The following is a 26,864-nucleotide window of genomic DNA, read 5'->3' as shown; positions in this document are numbered from 1 at the left end:
CGGATGTACGATATTCAGTTTTGTGATCGAAGTTCCGCCACGGACAACGCATCCGCGAACGGCCCGACGTACGTCCGGAACGACCACTGCACGGTGTTCCAGTCGTGACCGCTGCCCGGCGCTGATCCGACCTCGACCCGGGCCCCTGCCTCCCGCGCGGCCGCACCGAGCTCCCGTGCGTTCTCGCTGAACTTCCGGTCGGACGACCCGGCGGTCAGCCAGAGGGCGTGGCCGTCCAGCCCGTGCTCCCGCATCTGTGCGATCGGTGCCGCCGCCTGCCAGGCCGCCACGGATCCGCCGAACGCCTGGTCGGCGCTGTGCTGCGGGCCCTGGTCGATCGGCTGGAGCTCGCTCGACACCGCCAGCGCCGCACCGAAGGCGGACGGGTGCCCGGTGAGGAACTGCATCGTGCACGTGCCGCCCTGCGAGAACCCGGTCAGCCCCCAGGCCTTCCGGTCGGTCGTCGCGGGCAGGTTCGCGTGGATCCAGGTCGGCACGTCCTGCGTCACGTAGGTCGCGACGTTCCCGAGCCGGGAGTCGACGCACATCGTGTTCCTCCCCGGCGCGGAGAGCTGGTCGACGCTCACGACGATGGGCGCCCGACCGTCGTGCGCGCGGGCGTAGGCGTCCAGGGACTCCGCCAGACGACCGGCGGTGAACAGGTCCCCGGGCGCACCCGGCTGCCCCGAGAAGGCGATGACGACGGGCAGTGGTCGCGGGTCCCGCACCAGGGCCGCCGGCGGCAGCCAGACGACGGCCGGCCGCGCGTCGAAGTGCGAGCGCGTGCCGGGGATGGTCGCGGTCCGGACGATCCCGGCGGTGGGCATCGTGTCGAGGGGAGCGGCGTCACGGTCGTAGGCGGGCCACGGGTCGCTCTGCACGACGGTGCCGAGCGTCGGGTACTTGGCGAACTCGACGTTGATGCCGAGCGCGGGCACGACGAGCGCCGCCGGCACCAGGACGATCGCGAGCGCGCGACGCCATCCGCCGCCCTGCACCAGACCGGTGACCGCGAGGGCGAGTGCCGCGCCGGCGAAGGCGCTCCACATCTGCGTGATCGGGCTCAGCGCGACGCCGAACAGGTCGACGACCTGCGTGGTGAACCAGCAGGCGGCGAGCACGACGAGCGCGGCAGCGGCAGCGATGCCGGCGCGGAGGGCCGCTCGGCGCCAGGCCTGCCGCGACCGCCACTGCCGCACGGCGGGCAGCAGGACGGCGGTCGCGAGCACGGCGAACGCCAGGTCGGCCGGCACGAGCTTGTTCGGTGCCTGCAGCTGCGTCGCGAGCAGCCACTCGACGGGGCTCACGAGCGGGCGGCCGGCTGCTCAGCCGCCGGGGCGACGTGCGCCTGGCGGAGCGCCCACAGGTGCTTGGGACGGAGCCCGGGCACGTACGCGCTGGTGAGCGCTCGCGCCACCCGGGGCGCCTGCAGCGCGCTCGGGACGACGAGCCAGAGCGGCTCGTGGCGCGCGCCGAACTTCTCCTTGAAGCGCTGCAGCGACCGGAAGCCGTAGACGGGCTCGAGCGCCCGGGCGAGGAGCGCCGACCCGCGGGCCACCCAGGACCCGGCGTCGGTGTGCGGTGCGAGCGGCGTGCCGGAGAGGCTGATCGTGGTGAGGCCGGCCTCGCGGGCGCGCAGGGCGGTCCGGGCGATCAGGAACTCCATCACCCCGGGCATCCCGTCCTCGCCGCGTCGCATGACGTCGAGCGTGTACCCGGTCAGGGCACCGTGCTCGTACACGGGCAGCCAGCTCGTCACCGCGGTCACCCGACCCTCGGCGGTCACGGCGAGCAGCAGTCGGACGTCCGGGTCCTCGAGCTCGCGGAACCCACCGAGCGTGAAGCCCATCTCCGGCAGCCGACGGTCGGCTGCCCAGCGGGTGCAGATCGTCTCGACCTGCGCGCGCTGGTCGGCGTCGAGGGCGGCGAGCGTGGTCCACTCGTCGCGGAGCCCTTCGCGGTCGGCACGGTTGGACGCGGTGCGCAGGTCCTGGCGCTTCTTGCCGCGCAGGTCGAACGTCGTCACGTCGAGCACGGACTCCACGCCCACGGGGAAGGACGCCCACCCCTCGGCCGCGAGGATCGCCCGCACCGGCTCGTGCACGCTCGTGAACGCGGGGGTCCAGCCGTTCCGCTCGCAGGCGCGGGCGAACGCGGCGACCACCTCGGCCCGGTCCGCAGCGGCGCACGCCGGGTCCGACACGGTCAGGGCGACGTCGCCGTGCACGCGGTAGGCGACGGCACCGAGTCCGTCCGGGTGCGTCCAGGTCGCGTTGCCCCGCCAGGTGCCCATGTGCCCGAGCGTGCCCGCGTCCCCCTCGCGGAGCATGCCGAGGTAGTCCTCGCCGCAGGTCGGCGTCGCACGGAAGCGAGCGCGCACCAGCTGGCCGCGGAGCACCACGATCGCCAGGAGCACGGCGGCGGGGACGGCCCAGGCCCCGAGCAGCGTGACCTGCCACTCGACCTCGTCGGTCGTCAGACCCTGCCACTGCACGAAGCCGTCCTGCAGTGGTTCGATGAGGAACACGTCGGCGAGCACGGCGGACAGCGTCACCAGCAGGCCCGCCGCCAGGACGAGCCCGGTGCGACGGCCGCGCTGGACGAGCCAGGCGGCCCCGACCAGGAGCACCCCGACGAGCACGGTCGCCCGGTCGCTCATGGCATCGGCGAACGGCGACAGGACGCCGTCCGGCTCCGGCACGACGAGCGTCACCAGGGTGCCCGCGCCGAGGGCGACGAGCGTCGCGACGACGACCGAGCGCGGGTGGGTGACGACGGTCCGGTCGGTGCGCGGCGCGGTCGGTGCCGGCCGGGAGGCGCGGCGCACCACGAGCGCTCCGGCGGCGGTCCCGAACAGGGTCGCCAGGGCACGCGCGGTGTCGGAGCCGTGGCCGGCGAACAGCACCAGGGTGAGCACGACCGTCCACAGGACGGCCCGGACACGACGTCGGCGGGCCGGCGGCATCGTGGCGGAGGCCGCGGCGAGCAGGGCGGTCGCGACGGCGGACGGGGCGAACAGCGGCTCACCCGCGGCGGCCTCCGCGTGGGCCTCGCCCATCGCCGACCCGACCGTCACCGCCAGGAAGGTGACGCCGACGGCCGCGAGCGGGGCGCCCACGCCGACGAGGACGGTGCGCAGCGACCCGAGCGTGCGTTCCGCGAGCACCGTGACGGCCACGACGACCGCGAGGGCTGCCCAGGCGACCGGCGGGTGGTGCGGGAAGTCCGGCTCGGCGTGCGCGACGCGTGCCGTGACGGCGAGCAGGACGGAGGCGACGCCGACGCCCACGGAGACGGGGTGTCGACGGATGCTGACGACGAGCGCTGACTGGACCACGCTGCCATCACAGCCGACCCTGCCGGGTCGGTGCATCGGGCGGTGGCGTGAACACGGGTGGCCGATCGGCCACCGACCGTCCCTCGGAGGGCTGGTCACCCGTCGTCCGCCGCTCGCTCGCCCGGCCGTCAGGGGGTGGGGACGCTCGGTCGGTGCTCGACGGGCAGGCGCAGGTGCAGCGCGAACCCGTCGCCGGGCTGCGGTCCCGAGTCGAGGCGGCCGCCGAGGAGCGACGCGCGTTCGCCGAGCCCGATGAGCCCCAGGCCGGACCCGGGCAGTTCGAGCCGGTCGGCACGTGCGGGCCCGTTCACGAGGTCGACGAGCACCTGGTCGCCGTGCAGCCGACCGCTGATCCGGACCACGGCGCCGGGGGCGTGCTTCCGGACGTTCGTCAGGCCCTCCTGCACGAAGCGGTAGACCGCGCGCTGCACGGGCAGGGGCAGGGTCTCGGGCAGGTCGACGGCCGCGTCGGTCTCGAGCCCGCTCGCGGCGACGAGCCGGGGCAGGTCGGCGAGCACGGGCTGCGGGGCGATCTCCCGGTCGGTGCCGCCGGACGCCCGGAGCACCTGGACCATCTCGCGCAGCTCCTGCAGGGTCACGACGCACAGCTGCCGGATCGTCCGCGCGAACGCCCGCTCCTGCTCGTCGCGCCCGGCCATCTGCACGCCGCCGGCCTGCACCGCGATGAGGGTCACCTGGTGCGAGACGACGTCGTGCATCTCGCGCGCGAGCAGGGCGCGTTCGCGGGAGAGGGCGACCTCGGCGGCGCGACGCCGTTCCTCGGCACGGGAGGCCCCGAGCTCGGCGATGCGGTCGACCAGGTCCGCGCGGGTCCGCACGAGCAGGCCGATCGAGAGCGGGCCGAGCGCGAAGATGAGCGCGTACACGATCGACACCACGATCTCGTCGAGCTGCTGCGGCGGGCCGACGACGAAGCCGCTGAACCCGACGAACTGCACGACGGCGGCGAGCAGCATGAGCCACCGGCGGTCCGTCCGCTCACCGAGCGTGAAGAGGGCGATGCTCGCCGCGACGACACCGGAGCCGATGAAGAGCCCGGGCATCGTGAGCGCGAAGGCCAGGACGGGGAGCCGCCGACGGAGGACGAGTGCACCCGCCGCGACGAGCGACAGGGTGATCTCGGTCGTCGTGGCGCCCGCGATGTCGAGCACGGCGTCGACGACGGCGGCCGCGAGGAAGAGCGCGTCGACCAGCCACCACGGGGCCGGGTGGGCACGCGCACGACGGAGGCCGACGTCGACGAGTGCGTCGAGCCTCCCGTCCGTCCGCGCCAGCAGTCGTCGGACGCGACCGGACGGAGCGGGCTCAGCCATCGAGCAGCCCGGCCTCAGCCGCGCGCAGCGCGAGCTGGACGCGCGTGGTGACGCCGAACGCGGCGAGGAGGGCGCGGACGTCCTCCTTCACGGTGCCCGTGCTGACGCCGATGCGCTGACCGATCTCGGGGTTGCTGGCACCCTCGGCGACGAGCCGCACCACGGCGTGCTCGCGGTCGGAGAGCTCCGGCGCCGGCGTCGACGGCCGGTGCGCGAACAGGCGGGTGCGGTCCACGCCCGGTGCCAGGACGATGCCGCCGCGGGCGAGCGCCCGGACGTACTCGGCGAGCGACTCCGGGTCGGTGTCCTTGAGCAGGAACCCGGCGGCGCCGGACTCCATCGCCCGGGTGACCACCTGCGTGTCGGTGTCGAACGTGGTGAGCATCGCCACGGCGGGCGGCTCGGGCAGCTGCCGGAGTGCAGCGAGCACCTCGAGCCCGTTCACCCGGGGCATGCGCACGTCGAGCAGGACCACGTCGGGGGCGTGCCGGCGCACGGTCTCGACCGCGTCGACGTCACCGCTCGTGGCGACGACGTCGATGTCCGCCGCTGCGCCGAGGATGAGTTCGAAGCCGTACCGGACGAGCGTCTCGTCGTCCACGATCACCACCGAGGTCACGGGCGTCATCTTGTCACGGCGTTGGCTTCTCGCATCCTGATCGCTACTGTGAGGACAACTGGTCATGTCCGCACAGGACCAGCTGGGCGAGGACCGCCCGGAGTCGACGAGCACCGGAGCACGAGGACCGCATGACGAGCCGCATCACCGAGGGGGCCGAGCCGAAGCACCAGCAGCTGCGGCGGATCCTGCTCGACCTCGCGACCGCCCGACTCGCGCCCGGCGCGGCGATCCCCTCGGAGCGGCAGCTCATCGCGGAGTACGGGGTGTCCCGGATCACGGTGCGCGAGGCCCTCGGACAGCTCGTCAACGAGGGCTACCTGGAGCGCGTGCGCGGCAAGGGCACCTTCGTGGCGCACCGTCCCGTGCAGTCGACACTGCACCTGGCGTCCTTCACCGAGGAGATGCGCGCGCTCGGCCACGTCCCGACGACCGTCGTGCTGGTGCGCGAGGAGCGGGTCCCGCCGGCCGACACCGCGGCCGCGCTGCGCCTCGACGAGGGCGACACGGCCCACCACCTGAAGCGCCTGCGGATGGCGGACGGCGCACCGGTGTCCGTCGACGACGCCTGGCTCTCGGCGACGGCGTACCCGGGCCTGCTCGACCAGGACCTGTCCGGGTCGGTGTACTCACTCGCGGCGGACACGTACGGCGTGCCGATCGACCGGGCGCAGCAGACGGTGGCGGCGAAGCCCGCGGCCGACGACGTCGCGACGCTGCTCGGGACCAGGACCGGGGCACCCCTGCTCGAGTTCGACCGGGTGTCGTACTCGGGGGACCGACCCGTCGAGCACGCCCGGTCCTGGTACCGGTCCGACCGCTACCGGGTGCAGATGGAGGTCACCGCCCGACGGCCGGGGGCGTAGCGCGCGCTGCCACGCCCCCGCCCCCGCGGCCGGAGCCGAGTCTCGGCTCCGCGGACAGGTTCGCGGTCGTGCTCCTGCGAAGACGTCCGCGGGGCCGAGACTCGGCGGGGTTCCCCCGCGGTCAGACCGTGTAGAGCGTGGCACCCTCGGGCACCGTGGTGCCGACCGAGCGCTGCTCGACCGAGTCCGGCGCACTGCCGAGCACCACGACCGGGCAGACCGGGGAGTAGCCGGCGGCCTCGATCACGCTCGGGGTGAACCGCACGACCGGGTCCCCGGCGTGCACGGTGTCACCCTCGGCCGCGAGCAGTTCGAAGCCCTCGCCCCGCAGCTGCACGGTGTCGATGCCGACGTGCACCAGGACGTCCGTCCCGGCGGAGCCCTGCAGGGCGAAGGCGTGCGGGTGGAGCTTGACGATCGTGCCGTCCACCGGGGCGACCGCGGTCACCGGACCCGCGACACCCGTCGGGTCGACGGCGACCCCCGCGCCGACCAGCTGCCCGGCGAACACCGGGTCGGGCACGTCGGCGAGTGCGACGACCGGGCCCGCGAACGGGGTCCGGACCGCGGTCACAGTTCGTCCTGGATGTCCTGCGCCAGGTTGTCCGCGATCGGACCGACGATGACCTGCCACCCGGTGCCGCCGCCGACGACGGCCTGCGCGCCCGCTGCCTGCAGGGCGGCCTTGTCCACGAGGTCGCCGTCCTCGACCTCGACGCGGAGGCGCGTGATGCAGCCCTCGACCTCGTCGATGTTGTCCGCGCCACCCAGTGCGGCGATGATGTCGGCTGCCTTGATGTCGGCCATCGTTTCCTCCTCGTTGCGGATTCCGTGCCGGGTTGACACGCATCTGGTCACCGGTTCAGACTACGGAACTGGTCATGACCGGACAGGACCGGGCCCGGCGGTACCGCCGAGGCTACCCGGGGTCCTCGCATGACTCAACTCACCCCTGCGCCCAGCTCCACCCGATGACGAGAGGAACGCCGATGAGCACCGCTGCTGCAACGGACGTGCCGGACAAGAAGACCCCGAAGAAGCAGTCCAGGCTGTTCGCGAACGCCCAGCGCCTCGGTCGGAGCCTGCTCCTGCCGATCGCGGTCATGCCGGCCGCGGGCATCCTCAACCGCCTCGGCCAGAGCGACATGCTCGGCGCGATCCCCGGCTTCGAGCAGGGTGCGTCGGTCATCGGCGCGGCCGGCAGTGCGATCTTCACGTGGCTGCCCCTGCTCTTCGCGGTGGGCATCGCGATCGGCTGGGCGAAGAAGTCCGACGGGACGACGGCGCTCGCCGCGGTCGTCGGCTACATGGTCGTGTACGAGGTCTGGAAGGTCATGTCGCCGATCGTCCTCGCCGGGGTGAAGGACGCCAACGGCGGACAGAAGATGATCGACTACGGCGTCCTCGGCGGCATCGTGATGGGTCTGGTCGCCGCCGTGCTGTGGCAGAAGTTCCACCGCACGAAGATGCCGGACTTCCTCGGCTTCTTCTCGGGTCGACGGCTCGTGCCGATCATCACCGCCGCCGCCGGCCTCGTCATCGCGGTGCTCATGTCGTTCGTCTTCCGCTACTTCGACATCGCGCTGACCGCAGCGGGCCAGGCCGTCGCGGACAACGCGGTCATCGGTGGTGGCGTCTTCGGGTTCGTCAACCGCATGCTCATCCCGATCGGCCTGCACCAGCTGCTCAACTTCTTCCCGTGGTTCCAGCTCGGCAGCTTCAACGACGGCACCACGATCTGGCACGGCGACATCGCGCGCTTCCTGCACGGCGACCCGACCGCCGGCATCTTCCAGACCGGCTTCTTCCCGATCATGATGTTCGCGCTGCCCGCCGGTGCGCTCGCGATCTGGCGGAACGCCAAGCCGCAGAACCGCAAGGTCGTCGGCGGCATCATGATCTCGGCCGCGCTCACGTCGTTCGTGACGGGCATCACCGAGCCGCTCGAGTACTCGTTCATGTTCGTGGCGTTCCCGCTCTACGTCATCCACGCGGTCCTCACCGGGACCTCGCTGGCGCTGGTCAACGCGCTCGGGATCCGGGACGGCTTCTCGTTCTCGGCCGGCGCGATCGACTACGTGCTGAACTTCGGCAAGGCCGACGGGGCGATCTGGCTCATCCCGATCGGTCTGGCGTACGCGGTCGTCTACTACTTCCTGTTCTCGTTCGTGATCAAGAAGTGGAACCTGCGGACACCGGGCCGCGAGGACGACACGATCGCCGAGAACACGATCGACGCGGCCACCAAGCCCTGATCGCTCGCTGATCCTGCTCCGGACGGGAGGCGCGGTACCGGCTGGCACCGCGCCTTCCGTCCGTCGGTCGGCTGATTTTGACAACCGTTATCAGCAAGCCGTACGCTCGCACCATGCAGAACCGTCGCCTCCTCGCCCTGCCACTCGTCGCCGGCGCCGCAGCCCTCGCGCTGAGCGGCTGCGCCACGTCCTCCGCCTCCGGTGACGCCTCGGGTGACGGCACCGTCCGGATCGTCGCCTCGACGAACGTCTACGGCTCGATCGCGCAGGAGATCGGCGGCGACGACGTCGAGGTCACGAGCATCCTCGACGACCCGTCGCAGGACCCGCACTCGTTCGAGTCGAGCGCGAAGACGCAGCTCGCCGTGTCGAAGGCCGACCTGCTCATCGAGAACGGCGGCGGGTACGACGACTTCATGACCACCCTGGCGAAGGCCTCGAACACGACGGCCGACACGATCAACGTCGTGGAGCTCTCCGGGCTCGACCAGGGCGGCGACGCGGAGTTCAACGAGCACGTGTTCTACGACTACCCGACGATGGTGAAGCTCGTGGCCGACCTCGAACAGCGTCTGACGAAGCTCGACTCCGCGCACGCCGACACCTTCGAGCGCAACGCGAAGACCCTCACCACGAAGCTCGACGACCTCGAGTCGCAGACCGCAGCGGCCAAGGAGAAGGCCGACGGTGAGGAGGTGTCGTACACCGAGCCCGTCCCCGGGTACCTCTTCGACGCGATGGGGCTCGACAACGTGACGCCCGAAGCCTTCGCCGAGGCCATCGAGGAGGGCGACGACGTCCCGCCGGCCGCGCTCAACGACACCCTCAAGCTGTTCACCGGCAAGCAGGTGCGGCTCCTCGCCGTGAACGAGCAGACCTCCAGCCCCGAGACCGAGCAGGTCCAGAAGGCCGCCGAGCAGGCGGACATCCCGGTCGTCGGTGTCACGGAGACGCTCCCGAAGGGGGAGGATTACGTCTCGTGGCAGCAGGCGAACATCGACGAGATCACGGGGGCGCTCGCGAAGTGACCGCGGTCCAGACCCCCTCGCGAACCGCTGCGGCCCCCGGCCGTGGCGGTTCCGCCGTGCTCGCCCTCCGTGACGCGGCGCTCTCGTACGGATCGCGGGCCCTCTGGTCGCACCTCGACCTCGACCTGGTGCCGGGCGAGTTCGTCGCGGTGCTCGGGCCGAACGGCGCCGGCAAGACCTCGCTCCTGCGCACCGTGCTCGGCCAGCAGCGCCTGACGGGCGGGACGATGTCGTTCCTCGGGCAGCCCGTCCGTCGCGGGCACCGGAGGATCGGGTACATCCCGCAGCAGCGCCTCATGGAGTCCGGCACGCCCCTGCGCGCACGGGACATGATCGCCCAGGGGGTGACCGGCTCCCGGTGGGGTGTCCTGCCCGCCAGCCGGGCCGAGCGCGCTCGGGTCGACCGCATCCTCGACGAGGTCGGTGCGACCGCGTTCGCCGACGCCCCGGTGGCCGAGCTGTCCGGCGGTGAGCAGCAGCGCACCCGCGTCGGACAGGCCATCGCCGCGGACCCCGCACTGCTCCTCTGCGACGAGCCGCTCATCTCGCTCGACCTCCGCCACCAGCGGGGCGTCACCGAGCTCATCGACCGGCAGCGTCGGCAGCAGGACGCCGCCGTGCTCTTCGTCACCCACGACGTCAACCCGATCCTCGACGTCGTCGACCGGGTCCTCTACATCGCCGGCGGGCGCTTCCGCGTCGGCGCCCCCGACGAGGTCCTGCGTGCCGACGTGCTGAGCGACCTCTACGGCACCCCGGTCGACGTCGTCCGCACCATGGGACGGATCGTCATCGTCGGCGCGAACGAGGCCCACGACCAGACCGGGGCGCACCACCACTGCGATGCCGACCCGCACACCACCACCCCGGACGAAGGACGCATCTGATGGACGTGCTGTCGACCGTCTTCTCGTTCCAGGACTACGGCGAGCTCCTGGTCCTCGTCCAGAACTCGATCTGGGCCGGCGCCGTGCTCGGCATCGTCGGCGGGCTCATCGGCCCGTTCGTCGTCGCGCGGAACATGCCCTTCGCGGTGCACGGCATCTCGGAACTGTCCTTCGCCGGGGCCAGCGCCGCCCTGCTGTTCGGCGTCAACGTCGTCACCGGGTCGCTCGTCGGCTCCGTCGTCGCGGCGCTGCTCATCGGGCTGCTCGGCTCGCGGGCCCGCGACCGCAACTCGATCATCGCCGTGCTCATGCCGTTCGGTCTCGGGCTCGGCATCCTCTGCCTCGCGCTGTACAAGGGCCGGGCGGCGAACAAGTTCGGGCTGCTGACCGGGCAGATCGTCTCGGTCGACAACCCGCAGCTGACCTCGCTGGTCGTCGTCTCCGCGATCGTCGTCGTGACGCTCCTGGTGATCTGGCGCCCGCTGATGTTCTCGTCGGTCGATCCCGACGTCGCGGCCGCTGCCGGGGTGCCCGTGCGGACCCTCGCGATCGTGTTCATGCTCGCGCTCGGGCTCGCGACCGCGGTGTCGGTGCAGATCGTCGGCGCGCTGCTGGTGCTCTCGCTGCTCGTCACCCCCGCTGCCGCCGCGCTCCGCCTGACCTCGCACCCCGTGGTCGTCCCGGTGCTCTCGACGGTGTTCGCGGTCGTGTCGGTCGTCGGTGGCATCCTGCTCGCACTCGGCGGCGGACTGCCGATCAGCCCCTACGTCACGACGATCTCGTTCGTGATCTGGGTGGTCTGCCGGATCGTCGGCAGCCGCAGGGACAGACGCGGACGCGACCGCATCGCGGACCGTGAGCAGACCGACGGAGGCGTGCCGCGCCTCCCGACCGGGACCGACGCGTCGACCGACGCGACCCGCAGGGAAGGAGTCACCGCGTGAACGCCGTGCAGAAGCCGAAGCGGAACACCTGGCAGCGGGAGGCCGTGCGCAGCGCGCTCTCCGGCACCGAGGGGTTCGTCAGTGCGCAGGCACTCCACCAGCACCTCCGGGACGGTGGTTCCACGATCGGACTGGCGACCGTGTACCGGGCGCTCGCCGACCTGGCGACCGAGGGCGACGCCGACTCGCTGCAGCAGGACGGCGAGTCGCTGTACCGCGCGTGCACGACCGACGCGCACCACCACCACCTGATCTGCCGGAACTGCGGCCGCACGGTCGAGATCGAGGCGGACCCGGTCGAACGGTGGGCGCAGGAGGTCGCGGCGGCGAACGGCTTCACGAACGCCAGCCACGTCGTCGACATCTTCGGCGAGTGCGCGGTCTGCACCGCGGCGCGCACCGGCGAGTAACCTCCCGCGCATGCACGTCATCCTGGTGCCCGGGTTCTGGCTCGACGCGAGCGCGTGGGACGAGGTGGCGCCCGTGCTGCAGGAGGCCGGGCACTCCGTCCAGGCGATCACGCGGACGGGCGACACGCTCGACGAGCAGGTCGCCGGGATCGTGGCGGTCCTCGACGCCGTGGCCACGCCGGACGAGCCCGTCGCGCTCGCCGGGCACTCGGGTGCGGGTCCGATGGTGCTCATGGCCGCCGATCGACGACCGTCGCTCGTGGCGCACCTGCTCTACGTCGACACGTTCCCCGGGCCGGACGGCGCCGTCGTCAACGACGAACTGCCCGTGGTCGACGGGGTCGTACCGCTGCCGTCGTGGGACGTCTGGGAGCCCACGACCGTGCGTGACGTGACGCCCGCGGTGCGGGAGGACCTCGAGCGCCGGGCGGTCCCGGAGCCCGCGGCCGTGGCGTCCGACCCCTTCCTCTACACCGACCCCGCGCGGCACGCGATACCGGCGACGGTGGTGTCGTGCGAGGTCCCGGCGACGGACCTCGCGGCGATGGTGGCGGAGCACCATGCGTGGACGACGGAGCTCGTCGCCGTCGAGGACCTGACGATCGTGGGGCTCGAGACCGGGCACTGGCCGATGGTCACGGCTCCGCGGGAGCTCGGCGCGCTGCTGGTGCAGGCGCTGGCGCCGCGGCCGACCGCGGGACCGTAGGCCGCGGGCGCGTCCAGGCGCGTCCGGGCCTCCTGGCCGTCCTCGTCGCACGACTTGCCGCGCGCATCCGTCCTGGTCGCACGACATGCCGTCTGCCGAGCCGCCCGACGGCACGTCATGCGACCGGGAGTGCCGAGACAGGCCGGACCGGAACCGGCGTGACGGGGCCGAGCCGCGCCTCCAGGCCGGTACCGGTGCGACCCGGACGGGAGGCCCGGCTTGCGACACGCGCGGCCGTCCCGTAACGTTGACCCCTGGTCCGCCGCGTCCGCGTGGCAGACCCAGTTGTTCCAAGCCCTCCGACCGTCGCGTACGCCGCGGTCGCGCGGTGTCTGCGGGTCCTTCGACAGGGTCAGCGGGCCTGGGCGGCGCGCACAACCCCCTCGCTGCGGTCACCTCACGGTGACGAGCGCGTGCGTGCCAGGCAAGTGACCTTGGGAGCGGCCGTCCGGTCGCTCGGTACCTCAGGAGGAAACCATGGCAGCAGTGTGCCAGGTGACCGGAGCCACCCCCGGCTTCGGACACAACATCTCGCACTCGCACCGCCGGACGAAGCGTCGCTTCGACCCGAACGTGCAGAAGAAGACGTACTACGTGCCCTCGCTTCGTCGTAACGTCACGCTCACGCTCAGCGCTAAGGGCATCAAGGTGATCGACGCACGCGGCATCGAGTCCGTCGTCAAGGATCTCCTCGCCCGTGGGGAGAAGATCTGATGGCCAAGAAGGGTCAGGACGTCCGTCCGATCATCAAGCTCCGCTCCACCGCGGGGACCGGGTTCACCTACGTGACCAAGAAGAACCGTCGCAACAACCCGGACCGCCTCGTGCTCAAGAAGTACGACCCGGTGATCCGCAAGCACGTCGACTTCCGTGAGGAGCGCTAAGCATGGCGAAGAAGAGCAAGATCGCGAAGAACAACCAGCGCGCCGAGGTCATCGCGCGCTACGCCGAGCGTCGTCTCGAGCTGAAGAAGGCCCTCGTGGACCCGAACGGCACCGACGAGTCGCGTGAGGCCGCCCGCGTCGGCCTGCAGAAGCTCCCGCGCGACGCGTCGCCGGTCCGCTACCGCAACCGCGACGCCATCGACGGTCGCCCCCGTGGCCACCTCGGTGAGTACGGCATCAGCCGTGTCCGCTTCCGCGACATGGCCCACCGTGGCGAGCTGCCGGGCATCACGAAGAGCTCCTGGTAAGCACCAGCACCACCGAACGCCCCGTCCCTGCAGAGGGACGGGGCGTTCGTCGTTCCCGGCCTGTGCGGGGTACACGGTCGCCACATCCGTCACTCGGACCCCTCCAGACCCTCCACAACCCCGGAAATCCGGGCGAGTCGGTCGTCCGGACCCCGCTCGGCTGGTAGGTTCGCTGACGGTTCCGCCGGGCGTGCTCGTCCGCGGGGCCACCACGTCCAGGGCACCCCGCTCCGGGCGGGCGGGCGTCCCGGACGTCCCACCGACACTGCAAGAAGTCCGAGGAGGACATCCATGGCTGACAAGTCACTGAACCGCACCGAGCTCGTCGCTGCCGTCGCGCAGGAGTCCGGCCAGAGCCAGGCCACCGTCAACGGCGTCGTCGACGCGCTGTTCAGCGTCGTCTCGTCGTCGGTCGCCGACGGCACCAAGGTCACGATCCCGGGCTGGATCGCCTTCGAGAAGACCCACCGCGCCGCGCGCACCGGCCGCAACCCGCAGACGGGTGACGCCATCGAGATCGCCGCGAGCGACTCGGTCAAGGTCAGCGCCGGCTCGAAGCTCAAGGCTGCCGTCAAGTAGGACCGCTCAGCACCACCGGGAAGGGACGGCTCCGGCCGTCCCTTCCGTCGTTCCCGGGCGGCTCCCGTGTCCGCGGCGCCCAGGCCTGTCCTGCACGGCCTGGAGGCGCGGCCCAACGCCCACAGGTCGGCCCGCCCGGCGTGCCGTGGTCGGTCGGGCACCGCCTAGGCTTGTCGGGTGGACCGGATCGCACGCATCGCCGGCCCCGCCGTGCTGCTGCTCGTCGGGTTCGTCTCCCTCCTCGTCGCCCTCGTGATCGGCGGCGGGGCGGATCGCGCACTCATCGCCGACCCGGGCGCGGTCGTGCGCTTCGGGCTGCCGATCGCCCGGCTCGTCGTCGACCTGTCCGCGGCAGCGACCATCGGCGGGCTCGCGCTCACCGTCGTCGGACTCTCCCGCACCCGCCCCGAGTGGAACCGCGCGATCGACGTCGCCGCCGGTGCCGCCGGGGTCTGGACCGTCGCCGCCGCCGCCACGACCTTCTTCACGTTCCTGTCCGTCGCCGGGTCGGCCCTCAGCCTCGACGAGCAGTTCGGCCAGTCGATGGGGGTCTTCCTCACCGGCACCGACCTCGGCACCGCGTGGCTGGTCTCCGTGCTCATCGCCGCCGCCGTGACGGTGCTCTGCTTCGCCGTCCGCGGGCGGGGCATGGTCGCGCTCACCGCCGGCGTCGCGATGGTCGGGCTCGTGCCGCTCGCGCAGCAGGGGCACGCCGCGGGCACCGCGAGCCACGACTCGGCGGTGACCGCGCTCGGACTGCACCTGGTCGGCGCGGCCCTGTGGGTCGGTGGCCTGCTGCTCGTCGTGCTCCTGCGGAACGTGCTGCCCGGTGACCGGTTGCCGCTCGTCGTCGCGCGGTACTCGAGCATCGCGCTCGGCTGCTTCGTGCTCGTCGCGGTGTCGGGGACGGCGTCGGCGATCATCCGGATCGGCTCCCCGGCGAACCTCGCCAGCCCGTACGGCGTGCTCGTGCTCGTGAAGACCGCCGCGCTCGTCGGCATCGGCGTGCTCGGCGCGGTGCAACGTCGTCGTGCGATCCGGTCGCTCACCGACGCCCCGGAGCGCCGCGGTGCGTTCTGGACCCTCGTGCTCGTCGAACTCGCCGTGATGGGCATCGCGAGCGGGTTCGCCGCAGCGCTCGGACGGACCGCGACACCGGCCGGCGAGGTCGCCCTCAGCAAGACGACGAACCCGACCCCGGCCGAGCTGCTGACCGACGACCCGCTCCCCGCGGCGCCGGGGTCGTGGGGTTGGCTCACCGCCTGGAACATCGACCTGTTCTGGCTGCTGGCCGCCGTGCTCGCCGCTGCCGCGTACACCGCCGGCGTGGTCCGACTGCGGCGTCGTGGTGTCTCCTGGCCGGTGCGCCGCTCCGTCGCCGCCGCGATCGCGGTCGTCACGCTGGTCCTGGCGACGTCGGGATCGCTGCACACCTACGACCGCTTCCTGGTGTCCGCCAACGTCGGCGCGCACGTGCTGCTCGGCCTGGTCGTCCCCGCACTCCTCTGGGCGGCCGCTCCCGTGCAGCTCATCCGGTCCGCCGTGCACCCGCGCGACGACGGCTCGACGGGCGTCCGCGAGTGGACGGGCCTGCTCGTCGACAACGGCGTGGTGCGGTACCTGGCGCAGCCGTTCCCGTCCTTCGTGCTCCTGGCCGCGGTCTGGTGGGGGCTCTACGCCACCCAGGTCCTGCGCTGGTCGGTGAGCGACCCGTCCGGCCGCACCCTGGTCGACGTCGGGCTGCTGCTCGTCGGGCTGTCCGCCGTGCCAACGCTCCTCACCCCGGTGGCCGCTGGTGCCCGGGCGGCGAGCACCGGCGCGGCGCTCGTGCGGATCGCGGGCGCGGTCGTCGTGGCGGCGGGCACCGTCTCGCTCGGCATCGCGATGCAGGGGCCCCTCGGCCTGCTCCAGGCGTCGTGGTTCGGCGCGATGGGCCGCGAGTGGGGACCGACCCCGATCGACGACCAGGCCCGGGCCGGAGTCGTGCTCGTCGTCGCGGGGATCGCGCTGCTCGTGACGGTCGTCGTCGTCACGGTGCTCCGACTGCGCGGCGACCGATCCGCGCCCGACCGTGCGCCCGCCACCGGGTCGGCGAGCACGGCACCGGACCCGGCACCGGCGTCCGGGACGGCCGAGCGGTGAGCGTCGAGCTCAGCGCCGAACAGCGGGCGGTGTTCGAGTACATCGAGCACACCCGCGACCACGTCTTCATCACCGGACGCGCGGGCACGGGCAAGTCGACGCTCCTCAACCACCTGTCGTGGAACACCGAGAAGCAGGTCGTCATCTGTGCTCCGACCGGCGTCGCCGCGCTCAACGTCGGCGGGCAGACGATCCACTCGCTGTTCCGGCTGCCGATCGGGCTCATCGCCGACGCCGAGCTCCGTCAGGGGCCGGAGACCCGGAAGCTCCTCAACACGATCGACACCCTCGTCATCGACGAGGTCTCGATGGTGAACGCCGACCTGCTCGACGCGATGGACCGGTCGCTCCGCAAGGCCCGCGGACGGCAGTTCGAGGCGTTCGGCGGCGTGCAGGTCGTCATGTTCGGCGACCCGTACCAGCTGCCGCCGGTCCCGGGCGACGGCGACGAGCGGGCGTACTTCACGGACCACTACCGGTCGATGTGGTTCTTCGACGCGAAGGTCTGGCTCGAGGCCGAGCTGCACATCGTCGAGCTCGCGACCGTGCACCGGCAGCGTGACGACGCCTTCGCGGCGATGCTCACCGCGGTGCGGCACGGTCGGGTCACGGCCGACATCGCCGGACAGCTCAACACGGCCGGAGCCCGGCCGGCGCCCGACGACGCCATCACCCTGGCGACCCGGAACGACACGGTCGCGCGGATCAACAAGGCGGCCCTCGACCGGCTGCCGGGCACGGTGAAGACCGCCAGGGCCGACGTCAACGGCGACTTCGGCGGGCGGAACTTCCCGGCGGACGAGGCGCTCGAGCTGAAGCCCGGCGCGCACGTCATGTTCCTCCGCAACGACCCCGACCAGCGCTGGGTGAACGGCACGCTCGGCGTCGTGACCACCATCCGGGACACCGTGTGGGTCGACGTCGACGGGGAGTCCTTCGAGGTCCAGCCGTCCGTGTGGGAGAAGTTCAAGTACTCCTACGACCCGGACAAGAAGGAACTGAAGAAGGACACCGTGGGGGAGTTCCAGCAGTTCCCCCTGCGCCTGGCCTGGGCCGTGACGATCCACAAGTCCCAGGGCTCGACGTACGACCGCGCGGTCGTCGACCTCGGCAACCGGGTCTTCAGCGCCGGGCAGACGTACGTGGCGCTGTCGCGGCTGACGTCGCTCGAGGGGCTCTACCTGACCCGTCCGCTGCGGCCGCAGGACATCATCGTGGACCTCGACGTCCGACGCTTCATGTCGGAGGCGCCGCGGGTCGTGGCGACCGAGCTCGAGGCAGCGCCCGACCCCGACGGCGACTGACGCGCCGGCCCCTCCGCCCCCCCCGGTGTCGGACGTCCGCCGATCGGGCCAGATCCGTCACGGTCGTCACCCGCCGATCGGGCCGGATCCGTCACGGTCGGCGGGAGTCGTCGACGAGTCCTGCCCGCTCGGCGGACGACCCTGGCGTGTCCTGCCCGCTCGGTGGAGCACCCGTGGTGGGTCCTGCCCGCTCGGTGGAGCACCCGTGGTGGGTCCTGCCCGCTCGACGAGCCCGGCCGAGCCCCGACGACGACGCCCCGCCCACCAGCCGGTGGACGGGGCGTCGAGGACATGCGACGGGCGCGTCAGGCGCGCTGGGCCGCCCGGATCGCACGGACGTTCTCGCGGTCCGCACCGAAGGCGGTGAGGAGCAGGACGACGCCGATGATCGCGTGGAACAGGTTGTCCGCGAAGGTCAGCGCGAAGACGTTCGCCGAGGTGCCACCGAGCGCGAAGCCGTACACCGCCATGACGACGAGCACGACGCCGACCAGACGGTTGCCGTTCCGCGCACCGATGGTGGTGCCGAGGCTCGTGATGAGCAGCACGACGGCGAGCAGGATCCAGAGCAGGCACATCGCCGGGTTGACGCCGAAGGCATTCCAGAGCATCCCGCCCTCGCGGCTGAAGAAGCCCGGGTCGCCGTCGGCGGCGAAGAAGAAGCCGAGGAAGCCCCAGAGCGCCAGGAGCGACCCCACCGTCAGGGCGAGACCCCGGTTCGGCGACGCCGTGATGCTGGGTTCCTTGATGGCCACTTCGGTCTCCTCCTGGTACAGGGTGGTCGCACCGGACGGACCGGCGGCGGGAGCCGGAGCACCTGCCCGCGGTGCACGGGTGGTGCGGCCGCCGGATCCTGAGGTGGCTGACCCCTGGTTCACAGGCGCGGACCGGCGGACCAACGGTATCGTGTCGGACCCCGACCGTCCGAATCGCACGCGCGGCACCAGCCGGACGAGGAGACCGATGATCGCCACACCGAGGAGGACCACGCCGGTGACCCGCACGCCCGAACGCACCGCGCCCGAGTCGCGCGGACCGTTGGTCTCGCGGCGCTTGCGGTGGGGGCTGCTGGCGGCTCTGGGGTTCGTGATCGTGCCTCTCGTCTACGCCGTCGCCGTGCTGACGCCGGTCGGGCAGCGGGTCGAGGACGCCGCGCTCGGCGGGGTCCGGGAGTCCGACCTGTTCGGGTCGGACACTGCACTGAACGTCATCTCGGTGCCGGTCATCCTGTTGCTGGTGGTCGTGACCGCCGCCGTCGCGTTCGCCCGGCGCCGGCTCGCGGTCGGACTCGGAGCGGGCGTCGTGGTGCTCGCGTCGGCAGTCACCTCGACTCTCGTGAAGCGTATCGCCGAGCGCCCGGAGATCGCCCAGTCGGAGACGCCCAACTCGTACCCTTCCGGACACGCGACGATCGCGCTCGCGGCACTGTTCGCCGTGCTCCTCGTGACGCCCCGGCGCTGGCGACCGGTGGTGACGATCGTGGGGGCTGCCTACGCCGTGTTCGTGGCGAACCAGACGGTCGTGTACGGCTGGCACCGGGTGAGCGACATCGTCGGGGCCTGCGCGATCGCCCTGTTCTGGCTCGGGCTCGTCCGTGCCGTCGGACCGCGGGTCGACCGCGGGGAGCGCGGTGACCGGGACGGACGTCGGGGCCCCCGTCGCCTGGTGACCGCGTTGCTCCTGGTCGCGACGGGCGTCGGTCTGCTCGTCGGGGTGGTCGCCGTGGTCGCGGGCCTGGCCGGGGTCGCCGACCTGCACGATGCGGTCCTGGTCGCGGGCCGCATGGCGTCGAGCGTGAGCGTGCTGGCGGTCGTCACGGTCGTGTGGCTCGCGGACGGGCTCCACCACGCCGCGCAGACGGACGAACGCGCCCTGCCGCCCCGCCGCTGAGCTGCAGTCCAGGCGGACTGCCCCCCCGAACGAGCGGACGCCTCGACGACCGGGAGGCGTCGCCGCTGAACGCCTCCAGGCACACCCGGCGCTGAGCGCCTCCGGGTCCACCTTGCGCTGTGTGCCTCCGGACGCACTCGGCGCTGGCGGGAATGCCCGGGGCTGCGGTACGTTGTACCCGGCAAGTCGATGCAAACGCATCGAACCAGTAGTACCAGCAGCCAGCACCAGGAGGCGGGCACCATGCAGTTCGGGATCTTCACCGTCAGCGACGTCACGACGGACCCCACGACCGGCACCACGCCGGACGACACCCAGCGCGTCCGGGACATCCTGACGATCGCCGAGCACGCGGACCAGGCCGGCCTCGACGTCTTCGCCACCGGCGAGCACCACAACCCGCCGTTCGTGGCGTCGAGCCCGACGACGATGCTCGGGTACCTGGCCGGTCGCACGGAGCACATCACCCTGTCGACGAGCACGACCCTGGTCACGACGAACGACCCGGTCCGCATCGCCGAGGAGTACGCGATGCTCCAGGTGATCAGCGACGGTCGCATGGACCTCATGATGGGCCGCGGCAACACCGGTCCGGTCTACCCGTGGTTCGGGCAGGACATCCGCCAGGGCGTGAACCTGGCGATCGAGAACTACGCGCTCATCCGCCAGCTGTGGGAGAACGACGTCGTGAACTGGCAGGGGAAGTTCCGCACCCCGCTGCAGGGCTTCACCTCGACCCCGCGTCCCCTCGACGGCGTCGCCCCCTTCGTCTGGCACGGCTCGATCCGCACGCCGGAGATCGCCGAGCAGGCCGCGTACTACGGCGACGGGTTCCTGCACAACAACATCTTCTGGCCGATCCAGCACACCGAGCAGATGGTGGGCCTCTACCGCCAGCGCTTCGAGCACTACGGGCACGGCACGGCCGACCAGGCGATCGTCGGCCTCGGCGGGCAGTTCTTCGCCCGGAAGAACTCGCAGGACGCCTGGGACGAGTTCCGCCCCTACTTCGACAACGCCCCGGTGTACGGCCACGGCCCGTCGATGGAGGACTTCACCGCCCAGACCCCGCTCACCGTCGGCTCGCCGCAGCAGGTCATCGACCGCTACGCCACGATGAAGGACCACGTCGGGCACTACCAGCGCCAGATGTTCCTCATCGACCACGCCGGGCTGCCGCTCAAGACGGTGCTCGAGCAGATCGACATCCTGGCCGAGGACATCGTCCCCGAGCTCCGGAGGATCAACGAGGCGGACCATCCGGCGCACGTGCCGTCCGACCCGCCCTCGCACGCCGACCGCGTGGCCGCAGCGCTCGCCGCGGGGACCGCGGCGAGCGACCACGTCGCGGCCGAGGACGAGTGGACGGGTGCGTCCGTCTGATCGCGTGACCCCCTGACGGCCGGGAGGCGCGGTGCCGGCTGGCACCGCGCCTCCCGTCCGTCGCCACGGGCGTTCCGACCCATCGCACTCTCTCTTACGCGCGGGGCGACTGCTGCGGAGCGGTGCTGGCCCCGGGCTCCGGGGCCGGCGCCACCGGGCGGGCCGGCACCAGCTTGAGGCCGACGACGCACCCGACGATGCCGGCGATGAAGAGCAGGCGCAGGAACGTGACGGGCTCGGCGCCGGTCGCCATGCCCCACAGGACGGTGAGGGCCGCACCGGTGCCCGTCCACACCGCGTAGGCGGTGCTGATCGGGATGTGCTGCAGCACGTACCCGAACGCGACCAGGCTCACGACGATCGTGACCGCGAAGAGGGCGGTCGGGCCGGGGACGGTGAAGCCGTCGCTGGCGCCGAGGGCCGTGGCCCAGACGGTCTCGAGCGCCGCGCTGACGAACAGGACGAGCCATGCCACGTCAGCTCACCACCTTGAGGCCGACCACGCAGGCGACCAGGCCGAGGACGAGGGCGACACGGGCGACGGAAGCGGCCTCCTGGCGGCGGAGGATCGCGACCACGACCGTCAGCGACGCCCCGATGCCGACCCACACGGCGTAGGCCGTGCCGACCGGGATCGCCTTCATGGCGAACGCGAGGCCCACCATGCTGAGCACCATGCCGGCCACGAACACGACCGTCGGCACCACCTTCTTGAACCCGTTCGACGCGCTCAGCGCGGTGGCCCACACCGCTTCGAGCACACCGGACAGGACGAGCACGACCCATGCCATGGCGGTCTCCCTTCCTCGTCGCGAGTCGCACGACTGTGCGACTCCTGCCGGACCGACGCTAGCACGAGTCGTACGAGCGTGCGACGATGTGCTGGTGACCACCCGCGAGGACCTCGAACAGCGCCGTCTCGACGTGTCCGACGCCGCGTGCCGCGTCCTCGCCCGTGACGGACTGGGCGCCCTGAGCGTCCGCGGCGTCGCCGCCGAGGCCGGGCTGCCGCCGAGCACCGTGCGCTACGTGTTCCCGACGCAGGCGGCGATGCGCGAGCACACCATCACGCTCGTGTTCGACCGGACCCGTGAACGGATCGACGCGATCCCCGAGGGGCTGCCCGACCGCGAGACCGCACGCCGGATCCTGCTCGAGCTGCTGCCGCTGGACGACGAGCGGGTGGTCGAGCTCGACGTGTACCTGGCGCTCGGCAACGCCGCGCTCACCGACGCTGCGCTCCGACCGGCCCTGGACCGGGTGGTCGCCGAGATGCGCACGTGGTGCGACCGGATCGTCGCACTCGTCGGGGTGCCGGAGGACCAGCGGGCCGACGAGGCGTGCCGACTCCACGCGCTCGTCGACGGTCTCGCGGTGCACGTCACACGCCTCGCCCCGGGGGAGTCCGCCGAGTGGGCGGTCGACCTGCTCGACCGACACCTGGCCGGCCTGCCCTCCGACTGACACCCGTCCCCGCGCGGCCCGGAGGGAGCCGGCGCGCTCCTCGCCTATCCTGTCCCGGTGACGAGCGCTCCCACTCGCCCCGCCCCCACCCGCACGCTCACCGGCCCCGGCCTGGTGCTCGGCGCCGTCGTGGTGCTGCTCGGCGTGCGCGTGGTGTCGCCGAGCGTGGGCACGGCCGGGCTGCCCGACGTCGTGCAGGACTTCCTGACGCTCGCCATCAGCGTCGTCGTCGAGTCGCTGCCGTTCGTCGTGCTCGGCATCGTGCTCTCGATCGTCGTCGAGGTCTGGGTGCCGGCGGGCGTGCTCGAGCGGGTCCTGCCCGAGCGGCCGCTGCCCCGACGGGCGGTCATCTCGCTCATCGGGATGCTCTTCCCGGTGTGCGAGTGCGGGAACGTGCCGCTCGCCCGGGGGCTCATGATGCGCGGGTTCACCCCGGCCGAGGCCGTCACGTTCCTGGTGGCCGCGCCGATCCTCAACCCGCTCGTGATCATCAGCACCGCGCAGGCGTTCGGGTGGTCCGGGTGGATCCTCGTCGTCCGCATCGTCGGGGGGTTCGTGCTGGCGAACCTGGTCGGGTGGATCGTCGCCGCGCACCGTCGCCCGGCCGAGCTGCTCCTGCCCGCGTTCGAGGCCCGGTGCCGTGCCGCCGTCGGGGCACCGCGCTCCCGCAACCGCTGGCGCGAGAGCGCGTCGCAGTTCGGCGGCGAGACCGCGACGATGATGCCCGCGCTCTTCGTCGGTGCCGGGCTCGCGGCCGCGATCCAGGTCGCGGTGCCCCGGTCGACGCTCGTCGCGGTGGGCGCGAACCCGGTGCTGTCGGTCGCCGCGATGATGCTCCTGGCGATGACGATCTCGCTCTGCTCGAACGTCGACGCGTTCTTCGCGCTGTCGTTCGCCTCGACGTTCCTGCCGGGGTCGATCACGGCGTTCCTGCTCATCGGGCCGATCATCGACGTCAAGATGATCGCCCTGCTCCGGACGACGTTCCGCGCGCGCTTCCTGGTGCTGCTCGCCGTCGTCTGCGTCCTGTTCACCGCGGCGGTCGGGTTGGTGATGAATGTCCTCGTCTGAGAAGGCTCCCGCGTACCTCGGGCTCGGGTCGGTGCTCGCGGTGGCGCTGTGCACGCTGTGGCTCGCCCTGGTCGGACACCTCGACCTGTACATCAACCCGCGGTACGACCTGTTCACGATCATCCTCGCCGCGGTCGCCGTGCCGGCCTCGGTGGCGGGGCTCGTCGCGGTGGCGCGCGGGCACGGGCACGCCCACGACGACGAGCACGACCACGCGCACGCCGCCCACGCCGCCCACGCCGACGGGGGCGGCCACGCGCACGGTGGCGGCCACGCGCGCACTCCCGACGACGGGACCGCCTACGAGCACGGCTCCGACGCCGCCCGGGCGGTCCGCCGCCGCGCTCCCGGAGCCGCACGGGTCACCCGCGGTGTCCTCGGCGGCATCGCGGCCGCTGCCACCGTCGGGGTCACGGTCGCCATGCTCGTGCTCCCGCCGACCACCCTGTCCGCCCGCACCGCCCAGCAGCGGAGCGTCGACACCACGACCCTGTCGAACGCCACCGGCACGCAGGACGTCGCCCTGCTGGGCAGCGAGGGCGTCGACACCTCGGAGTACGGCGTGAAGGACTGGGCGGCGCTCATCCGTCAGACCACGGACACGAGCGCGCTGGTCGGCAAGCCGGTCGAGCTCTCCGGCTTCGTCGTCCCGGGCGCGGACGGGTCCTTCACGCTGACGCGCTTCGTGATCAGCTGCTGCGCCGTCGACGCCCAACCGGTCGGCCTCGGTGTGGTCGTCGACGGCCCCGTGCCCGACGCCGACCAGTGGGTGCGCGTCACGGGCAAGCTCGCGGCGAACCCGGACCAGTCCGCCGACGCACGGATCGTCATCCGTGCCGCCGAGGTCCGCGCCATCGACCAGCCGACGGACCCCTACGAGTACTGATGCGCACGAGCACCGACACCGACGACACCGCACCGCTCCGCCGCCGCCCGCGCGACCGGTTCCGTCGCCGACTGGTGGCGTCGATCACGGTCTTCGTGCTCGTCGGCGCCGTCGCCGCGGTCGTCGGCTCGCAGCAGGGCCCCCGGCTCCGTGACGTCACCTACGACGCCACCGGTCTCGTGTCCCGGCCGGCGCAGCGCGTCATCCTCACCGCGAACCAGGCCCTGCAGCAGGTGCCGGCCGACGCCGTCACCGTGACTCCGTCCGCCCCGCACACCGTCACCTCGAGCGGCAACACCATCGCGGTCGAGTTCGCCGGGCCGCTCGCCTACGACCGCACGTACGAGATCGCCGTGCGCGACGTCCGCGCCCCGGGGCAGCCCGCCGCGTCCGAGCTCCGCACGACGATCACGACGGGCAGCACCGACGTGCTCGCCCTCGTGCCCGCTCCGTCCGGCGGGAAGGACCGGATCGTCCGGCGCTCCCTCGACGCCGGCGGCGCCACCACGGTCTTCGAGTCCACGGGCATCACCGAGTACGCGCGCCTCGGCCGCTCGCTCGTCGTCGTCCGCGGTGCCGACGGTCGCTCGACGGTCGAGATCGTGCCCCTGGCCGGCGGCGTGCAGGACGACAGCACCCCCGTCGAGCGGCTGACGCTCCCGACCGCGGCGGGCCGGGTGACCGCGCTGCACGTCGCCGACGACGGGGCGTCCTTCGGGTTCGAGTACGCCGACACGTCGACCGGCCAGTCGCGGGACGTCGGGCTGTACGTGGTCGACATGACCGGCACGCACCTGCCGACGGCGATCGCGGCCGACGGGAAGCCGACCGCCGGTGCCGAACCGATGACCGTCGGGCAGTGGGCGTACGTGCCCCGCACCGAGAGCGCCCTGGTACGGACCGGCTCCGACGACCTGGTGCTCGTCGACATGAGCGGGCGGAACGACCCGGTCCGGCTCGGCAGCGCGACGTACCTGCACGGCTACGTCGGCAGCGGCACCACGGCGGTCGTCGAGACCGGCACGGGGATCGTCCGGCTCGACCTGACCGACGGGCAGCGCCAGGAGCTGCCGGCACCGCGGGGCAGCACCGATGCGCCGTACCTCGGTCGGATCGCCCCGCTCACGGACGACACGTACGTGCGCGTGGTGGGCGAGGTGCGGGCCGACGGCACCCTCGCCCAGCGGATCGTGCGCGTGGACGGGGGCCGCGCCTCCCGGCTGCCCGTGACGGTGCCGGAGGACGCGAGCGTCGCCGCGGTCTGCCCGTCCCCGAACAGTCAGTTCCTCGCGGTCACCACGCGGTCCGCGTCGGGGAACCTGGTGAGCGTCGTGGACGCCTCCTCCGGCGCCCTCGAGGCGAGCGTGCAGGCGTCCTCGGTCGACTGGTGCGGCGCGCTGCCGTCCGGCGACGAGGTCGGCTGACCGGCGACGAGCAGCGGCCCGGGGTCAGCGCCGCAGCGTCTGCTTCGGGTACTCCCCGAACCGCCGCAGGTACTCGCCCGAGAACCGCCCCATGTGGGTGAAGCCCCAGCGGGCCGCGATCGCGGCGACGGCGACGGAGCCGGGCTCGGCACGGAGCAGGTCGTCGTGCGCCCGACGCAGCCGCACCTCGCGCAGGTACTGCATCGGCGTGCGGTCGAGGGTCCGCTGGAAGGACTCCTGCAGTCCGCGCACGCTCAGACCGGCAGCGATGGCGATGCCGGACACCGTCAGCGGCTCGTGGGCCCGTGCGTGGACGGTCTCGACGGCGGAGCGGACGCGGGCGTTGCGGTGCTCACCCCAGCCGACGGGAGCGGGCTCCCCGTGGAACCGGTACAGGTCGAGCAGGGAGCGGACGACCTCGCGCTGGGACTCGTGCCACACGAGCGATCCCGCGCCCCCGTCGCGCAGCGCCCGCACCGCCGATGCGACCGACGCGCGCCACCGCTCGACGGCCGCCGTCGTGGGTGGCGTGAACCGGTCGAAGGCGAGCGTGCCGTCGACGAGGTGGCGCTCCGAGGCCACGTCGAGCACGAGGTCGCGGTCGAGGTGCACCAGTCGTTGGTCCCAGTCGCGGTACTCCATCTCGAAGCGCTGCTCGATCGGGAAGAGCACGGGGACGCCCGGCTGCATGCGGACGGCGTTCCGGCCGGTGTCGACGGTCGCGGTGCCGGAGTCGAGCCACTGGACGACGACCTCGCCCTCGACGGCGACGTCGCCGCGCAGTGAGCCGTGCATCTGCGACCGGCGGATGCTCATGCGCTCGTCGCCGACGGCGACGTAGCGGTACCAGTAGTCGTCGTCGACGTGCGCCGAGTGCCAGGCCTTGCCGGCGTACATGCCGGCGAGGTCGGCGATCGCACCGTCGGTGTCACTGCCGGACACCGACACCAGGGAGCGGAGTCCCTCGTTCGTCGTGTCGTCCACCGAACCAGCCTCCCTCCTCGTGTCGGTGCAGCGGGCGCGTCGCGCAGCCCGGACTGCTGTCTCGCGTTCTGCGGACAAGGAGGGTGGTGCCACTCCGGATGGACGGACGGACGGGAGGCGCGGGGGCCGCCCGCCCCCCCCCACCCCTCCCGGGACCCC

29 protein-coding genes are annotated in these 26,864 nt (G+C 72.5%); 19 read left to right on the top strand and 10 right to left on the bottom strand.

What is annotated here, in order from left to right; translation table 11 throughout:
* Window positions 1–14: 14 nt before the first annotated feature.
* From M3677_RS18340 to M3677_RS05060, 4 genes are all read right to left on the bottom strand, one after another.
* A complete protein-coding gene (locus tag M3677_RS18340) occupies window positions 15–1,307 on the bottom strand; it encodes an esterase family protein (protein WP_251159938.1) in 1,293 nt (430 codons plus the stop codon).
* Window positions 1,304–3,337 carry a DUF2156 domain-containing protein gene (locus M3677_RS18335; protein WP_251159937.1) on the bottom strand — a complete coding sequence of 678 codons (2,034 nt, stop codon included), beginning with the start codon at window positions 3,335–3,337 and terminating at the stop codon, window positions 1,304–1,306. Before M3677_RS18335 ends, M3677_RS18340 begins: the two co-directional genes overlap by 4 nt.
* 128 nt (window positions 3,338–3,465) lie before the next feature.
* Entirely contained in the window at window positions 3,466–4,671 is a 1,206-nt protein-coding gene (locus M3677_RS05065; RefSeq protein WP_066651791.1) for a histidine kinase, read from the bottom strand.
* Entirely contained in the window at window positions 4,664–5,290 is a 627-nt protein-coding gene (locus tag M3677_RS05060; RefSeq protein ID WP_200884149.1) for a response regulator transcription factor, read from the bottom strand. Before M3677_RS05060 ends, M3677_RS05065 begins: the two co-directional genes overlap by 8 nt.
* Before the next feature lie 131 nt (window positions 5,291–5,421).
* Here M3677_RS05060 and M3677_RS05055 point away from each other — a divergent pair, with 131 nt between their 5' ends.
* On the top strand, window positions 5,422–6,156 hold the full coding sequence (locus M3677_RS05055; protein ID WP_066651794.1) for a GntR family transcriptional regulator: 735 nt from the start codon (window positions 5,422–5,424) through the stop codon (window positions 6,154–6,156).
* A 121-nt stretch (window positions 6,157–6,277) separates the two neighbouring features.
* Here the strand turns inward: M3677_RS05055 and M3677_RS05050 are convergent, their stop codons facing one another.
* Both M3677_RS05050 and M3677_RS05045 read right to left on the bottom strand, forming a co-directional pair.
* A complete protein-coding gene (locus tag M3677_RS05050; RefSeq protein ID WP_209684238.1) occupies window positions 6,278–6,730 on the bottom strand; it encodes a PTS glucose transporter subunit IIA in 453 nt (150 codons plus the stop codon).
* A complete protein-coding gene (locus M3677_RS05045) occupies window positions 6,727–6,984 on the bottom strand; it encodes a glucose PTS transporter subunit EIIB (RefSeq protein WP_268746776.1) in 258 nt (85 codons plus the stop codon). Before M3677_RS05045 ends, M3677_RS05050 begins: the two co-directional genes overlap by 4 nt.
* A 161-nt stretch (window positions 6,985–7,145) precedes the next feature.
* Here M3677_RS05045 and M3677_RS05040 point away from each other — a divergent pair, with 161 nt between their 5' ends.
* The 12 genes from M3677_RS05040 (at window position 7,146) to M3677_RS04985 (ending at window position 17,603) form a co-directional block, all read left to right on the top strand.
* Window positions 7,146–8,411, top strand: a complete 1,266-nt coding sequence (locus tag M3677_RS05040) for a PTS transporter subunit EIIC (RefSeq protein ID WP_251159936.1) — start codon at window positions 7,146–7,148, stop codon at window positions 8,409–8,411.
* Window positions 8,412–8,524: 113 nt separating this feature from the next.
* Window positions 8,525–9,439 (top strand): metal ABC transporter solute-binding protein, Zn/Mn family, encoded by a 915-nt coding sequence (locus M3677_RS05035; RefSeq protein ID WP_251159935.1) that lies wholly within the window; start codon window positions 8,525–8,527, stop codon window positions 9,437–9,439.
* A 56-nt stretch (window positions 9,440–9,495) separates the two neighbouring features.
* Complete coding sequence (locus tag M3677_RS05030) at window positions 9,496–10,326, top strand: metal ABC transporter ATP-binding protein (protein ID WP_251159934.1); 831 nt, start codon at window positions 9,496–9,498, stop codon at window positions 10,324–10,326.
* Window positions 10,326–11,270, top strand: a complete 945-nt coding sequence (locus tag M3677_RS05025) for a metal ABC transporter permease (protein WP_066651805.1) — start codon at window positions 10,326–10,328, stop codon at window positions 11,268–11,270. The genes M3677_RS05030 and M3677_RS05025 overlap by 1 nt, the downstream gene beginning before the upstream one ends.
* Window positions 11,267–11,680 (top strand): Fur family transcriptional regulator, encoded by a 414-nt coding sequence (locus M3677_RS05020; protein WP_081984565.1) that lies wholly within the window; start codon window positions 11,267–11,269, stop codon window positions 11,678–11,680. Before M3677_RS05025 ends, M3677_RS05020 begins: the two co-directional genes overlap by 4 nt.
* 10 nt (window positions 11,681–11,690) lie before the next feature.
* Complete coding sequence (locus M3677_RS05015; RefSeq protein WP_251159933.1) at window positions 11,691–12,386, top strand: alpha/beta fold hydrolase; 696 nt, start codon at window positions 11,691–11,693, stop codon at window positions 12,384–12,386.
* A 477-nt stretch (window positions 12,387–12,863) separates the two neighbouring features.
* On the top strand, window positions 12,864–13,100 hold the full coding sequence (rpmB, locus tag M3677_RS05010; RefSeq protein WP_022903747.1) for a 50S ribosomal protein L28: 237 nt from the start codon (window positions 12,864–12,866) through the stop codon (window positions 13,098–13,100).
* The gene (gene rpmG / locus M3677_RS05005; protein ID WP_022908193.1) at window positions 13,100–13,270 is read left to right on the top strand and encodes a 50S ribosomal protein L33; all 171 of its coding nucleotides are present in this window, start codon (window positions 13,100–13,102) and stop codon (window positions 13,268–13,270) included. Before rpmB ends, rpmG begins: the two co-directional genes overlap by 1 nt.
* A 2-nt stretch (window positions 13,271–13,272) precedes the next feature.
* Window positions 13,273–13,578 (top strand): 30S ribosomal protein S14, encoded by a 306-nt coding sequence (gene rpsN, locus M3677_RS05000; RefSeq protein ID WP_022903745.1) that lies wholly within the window; start codon window positions 13,273–13,275, stop codon window positions 13,576–13,578.
* 291 nt (window positions 13,579–13,869) lie between these two features.
* Window positions 13,870–14,157, top strand: coding sequence for an HU family DNA-binding protein (locus tag M3677_RS04995; protein ID WP_058727660.1), 288 nt, complete (start codon window positions 13,870–13,872; stop codon window positions 14,155–14,157).
* A gap of 177 nt (window positions 14,158–14,334) precedes the next feature.
* Window positions 14,335–16,299, top strand: coding sequence for a cytochrome c oxidase assembly protein (locus M3677_RS04990; RefSeq protein WP_251159932.1), 1,965 nt, complete (start codon window positions 14,335–14,337; stop codon window positions 16,297–16,299).
* Window positions 16,296–17,603 carry an ATP-dependent RecD-like DNA helicase gene (locus tag M3677_RS04985; RefSeq protein ID WP_209684228.1) on the top strand — a complete coding sequence of 436 codons (1,308 nt, stop codon included), beginning with the start codon at window positions 16,296–16,298 and terminating at the stop codon, window positions 17,601–17,603. The genes M3677_RS04990 and M3677_RS04985 overlap by 4 nt, the downstream gene beginning before the upstream one ends.
* Window positions 17,604–17,908: 305 nt before the next feature.
* On the opposite strand, the gene M3677_RS04980 is transcribed toward M3677_RS04985, so the two are convergent.
* Complete coding sequence (locus tag M3677_RS04980) at window positions 17,909–18,358, bottom strand: DUF4383 domain-containing protein (protein WP_158407721.1); 450 nt, start codon at window positions 18,356–18,358, stop codon at window positions 17,909–17,911.
* A 337-nt stretch (window positions 18,359–18,695) separates the two neighbouring features.
* On the opposite strand from M3677_RS04980, the gene M3677_RS04975 reads away from it, so the two are divergent.
* Both M3677_RS04975 and M3677_RS04970 read left to right on the top strand, forming a co-directional pair.
* Window positions 18,696–19,493 (top strand): phosphatase PAP2 family protein, encoded by a 798-nt coding sequence (locus tag M3677_RS04975; protein ID WP_251159931.1) that lies wholly within the window; start codon window positions 18,696–18,698, stop codon window positions 19,491–19,493.
* 243 nt (window positions 19,494–19,736) lie between these two features.
* A complete protein-coding gene (locus M3677_RS04970; protein ID WP_251159930.1) occupies window positions 19,737–20,876 on the top strand; it encodes a CE1758 family FMN-dependent luciferase-like monooxygenase in 1,140 nt (379 codons plus the stop codon).
* A 94-nt stretch (window positions 20,877–20,970) separates the two neighbouring features.
* Here M3677_RS04970 and M3677_RS04965 read toward each other — a convergent pair whose 3' ends face one another.
* Entirely contained in the window at window positions 20,971–21,351 is a 381-nt protein-coding gene (locus tag M3677_RS04965) for a multidrug efflux SMR transporter (RefSeq protein WP_066651819.1), read from the bottom strand.
* A 1-nt stretch (window position 21,352) separates the two neighbouring features.
* Window positions 21,353–21,667: a multidrug efflux SMR transporter gene (locus M3677_RS04960; RefSeq protein WP_066651821.1), complete on the bottom strand. Its 315-nt coding sequence runs from the start codon at window positions 21,665–21,667 to the stop codon at window positions 21,353–21,355.
* A gap of 94 nt (window positions 21,668–21,761) precedes the next feature.
* Between M3677_RS04960 and M3677_RS04955 the strand changes: the two genes are divergently transcribed.
* The 4 genes from M3677_RS04955 to M3677_RS04940 are packed head-to-tail and all read left to right on the top strand — an operon-like array spanning window position 21,762 to window position 25,721.
* On the top strand, window positions 21,762–22,340 hold the full coding sequence (locus M3677_RS04955) for a TetR/AcrR family transcriptional regulator (RefSeq protein ID WP_251159929.1): 579 nt from the start codon (window positions 21,762–21,764) through the stop codon (window positions 22,338–22,340).
* Between the two features lie 57 nt (window positions 22,341–22,397).
* Complete coding sequence (locus M3677_RS04950) at window positions 22,398–23,411, top strand: permease (protein ID WP_251159928.1); 1,014 nt, start codon at window positions 22,398–22,400, stop codon at window positions 23,409–23,411.
* A complete protein-coding gene (locus tag M3677_RS04945; RefSeq protein ID WP_251159927.1) occupies window positions 23,398–24,297 on the top strand; it encodes a TIGR03943 family protein in 900 nt (299 codons plus the stop codon). Before M3677_RS04950 ends, M3677_RS04945 begins: the two co-directional genes overlap by 14 nt.
* Window positions 24,297–25,721, top strand: a complete 1,425-nt coding sequence (locus M3677_RS04940) for a hypothetical protein (protein ID WP_251159926.1) — start codon at window positions 24,297–24,299, stop codon at window positions 25,719–25,721. The genes M3677_RS04945 and M3677_RS04940 overlap by 1 nt, the downstream gene beginning before the upstream one ends.
* A gap of 24 nt (window positions 25,722–25,745) precedes the next feature.
* Here M3677_RS04940 and M3677_RS04935 read toward each other — a convergent pair whose 3' ends face one another.
* Window positions 25,746–26,705, bottom strand: coding sequence for a helix-turn-helix domain-containing protein (locus M3677_RS04935; RefSeq protein WP_251159925.1), 960 nt, complete (start codon window positions 26,703–26,705; stop codon window positions 25,746–25,748).
* Window positions 26,706–26,864 lie beyond the last annotated feature (159 nt).

Origin of the sequence: Curtobacterium sp. P97 (assembly GCF_023712445.1) — a bacterium.
GTDB lineage: Bacteria > Actinomycetota > Actinomycetes > Actinomycetales > Microbacteriaceae > Curtobacterium.
This window is presented reverse-complemented; position numbering and strand designations above follow the sequence as displayed.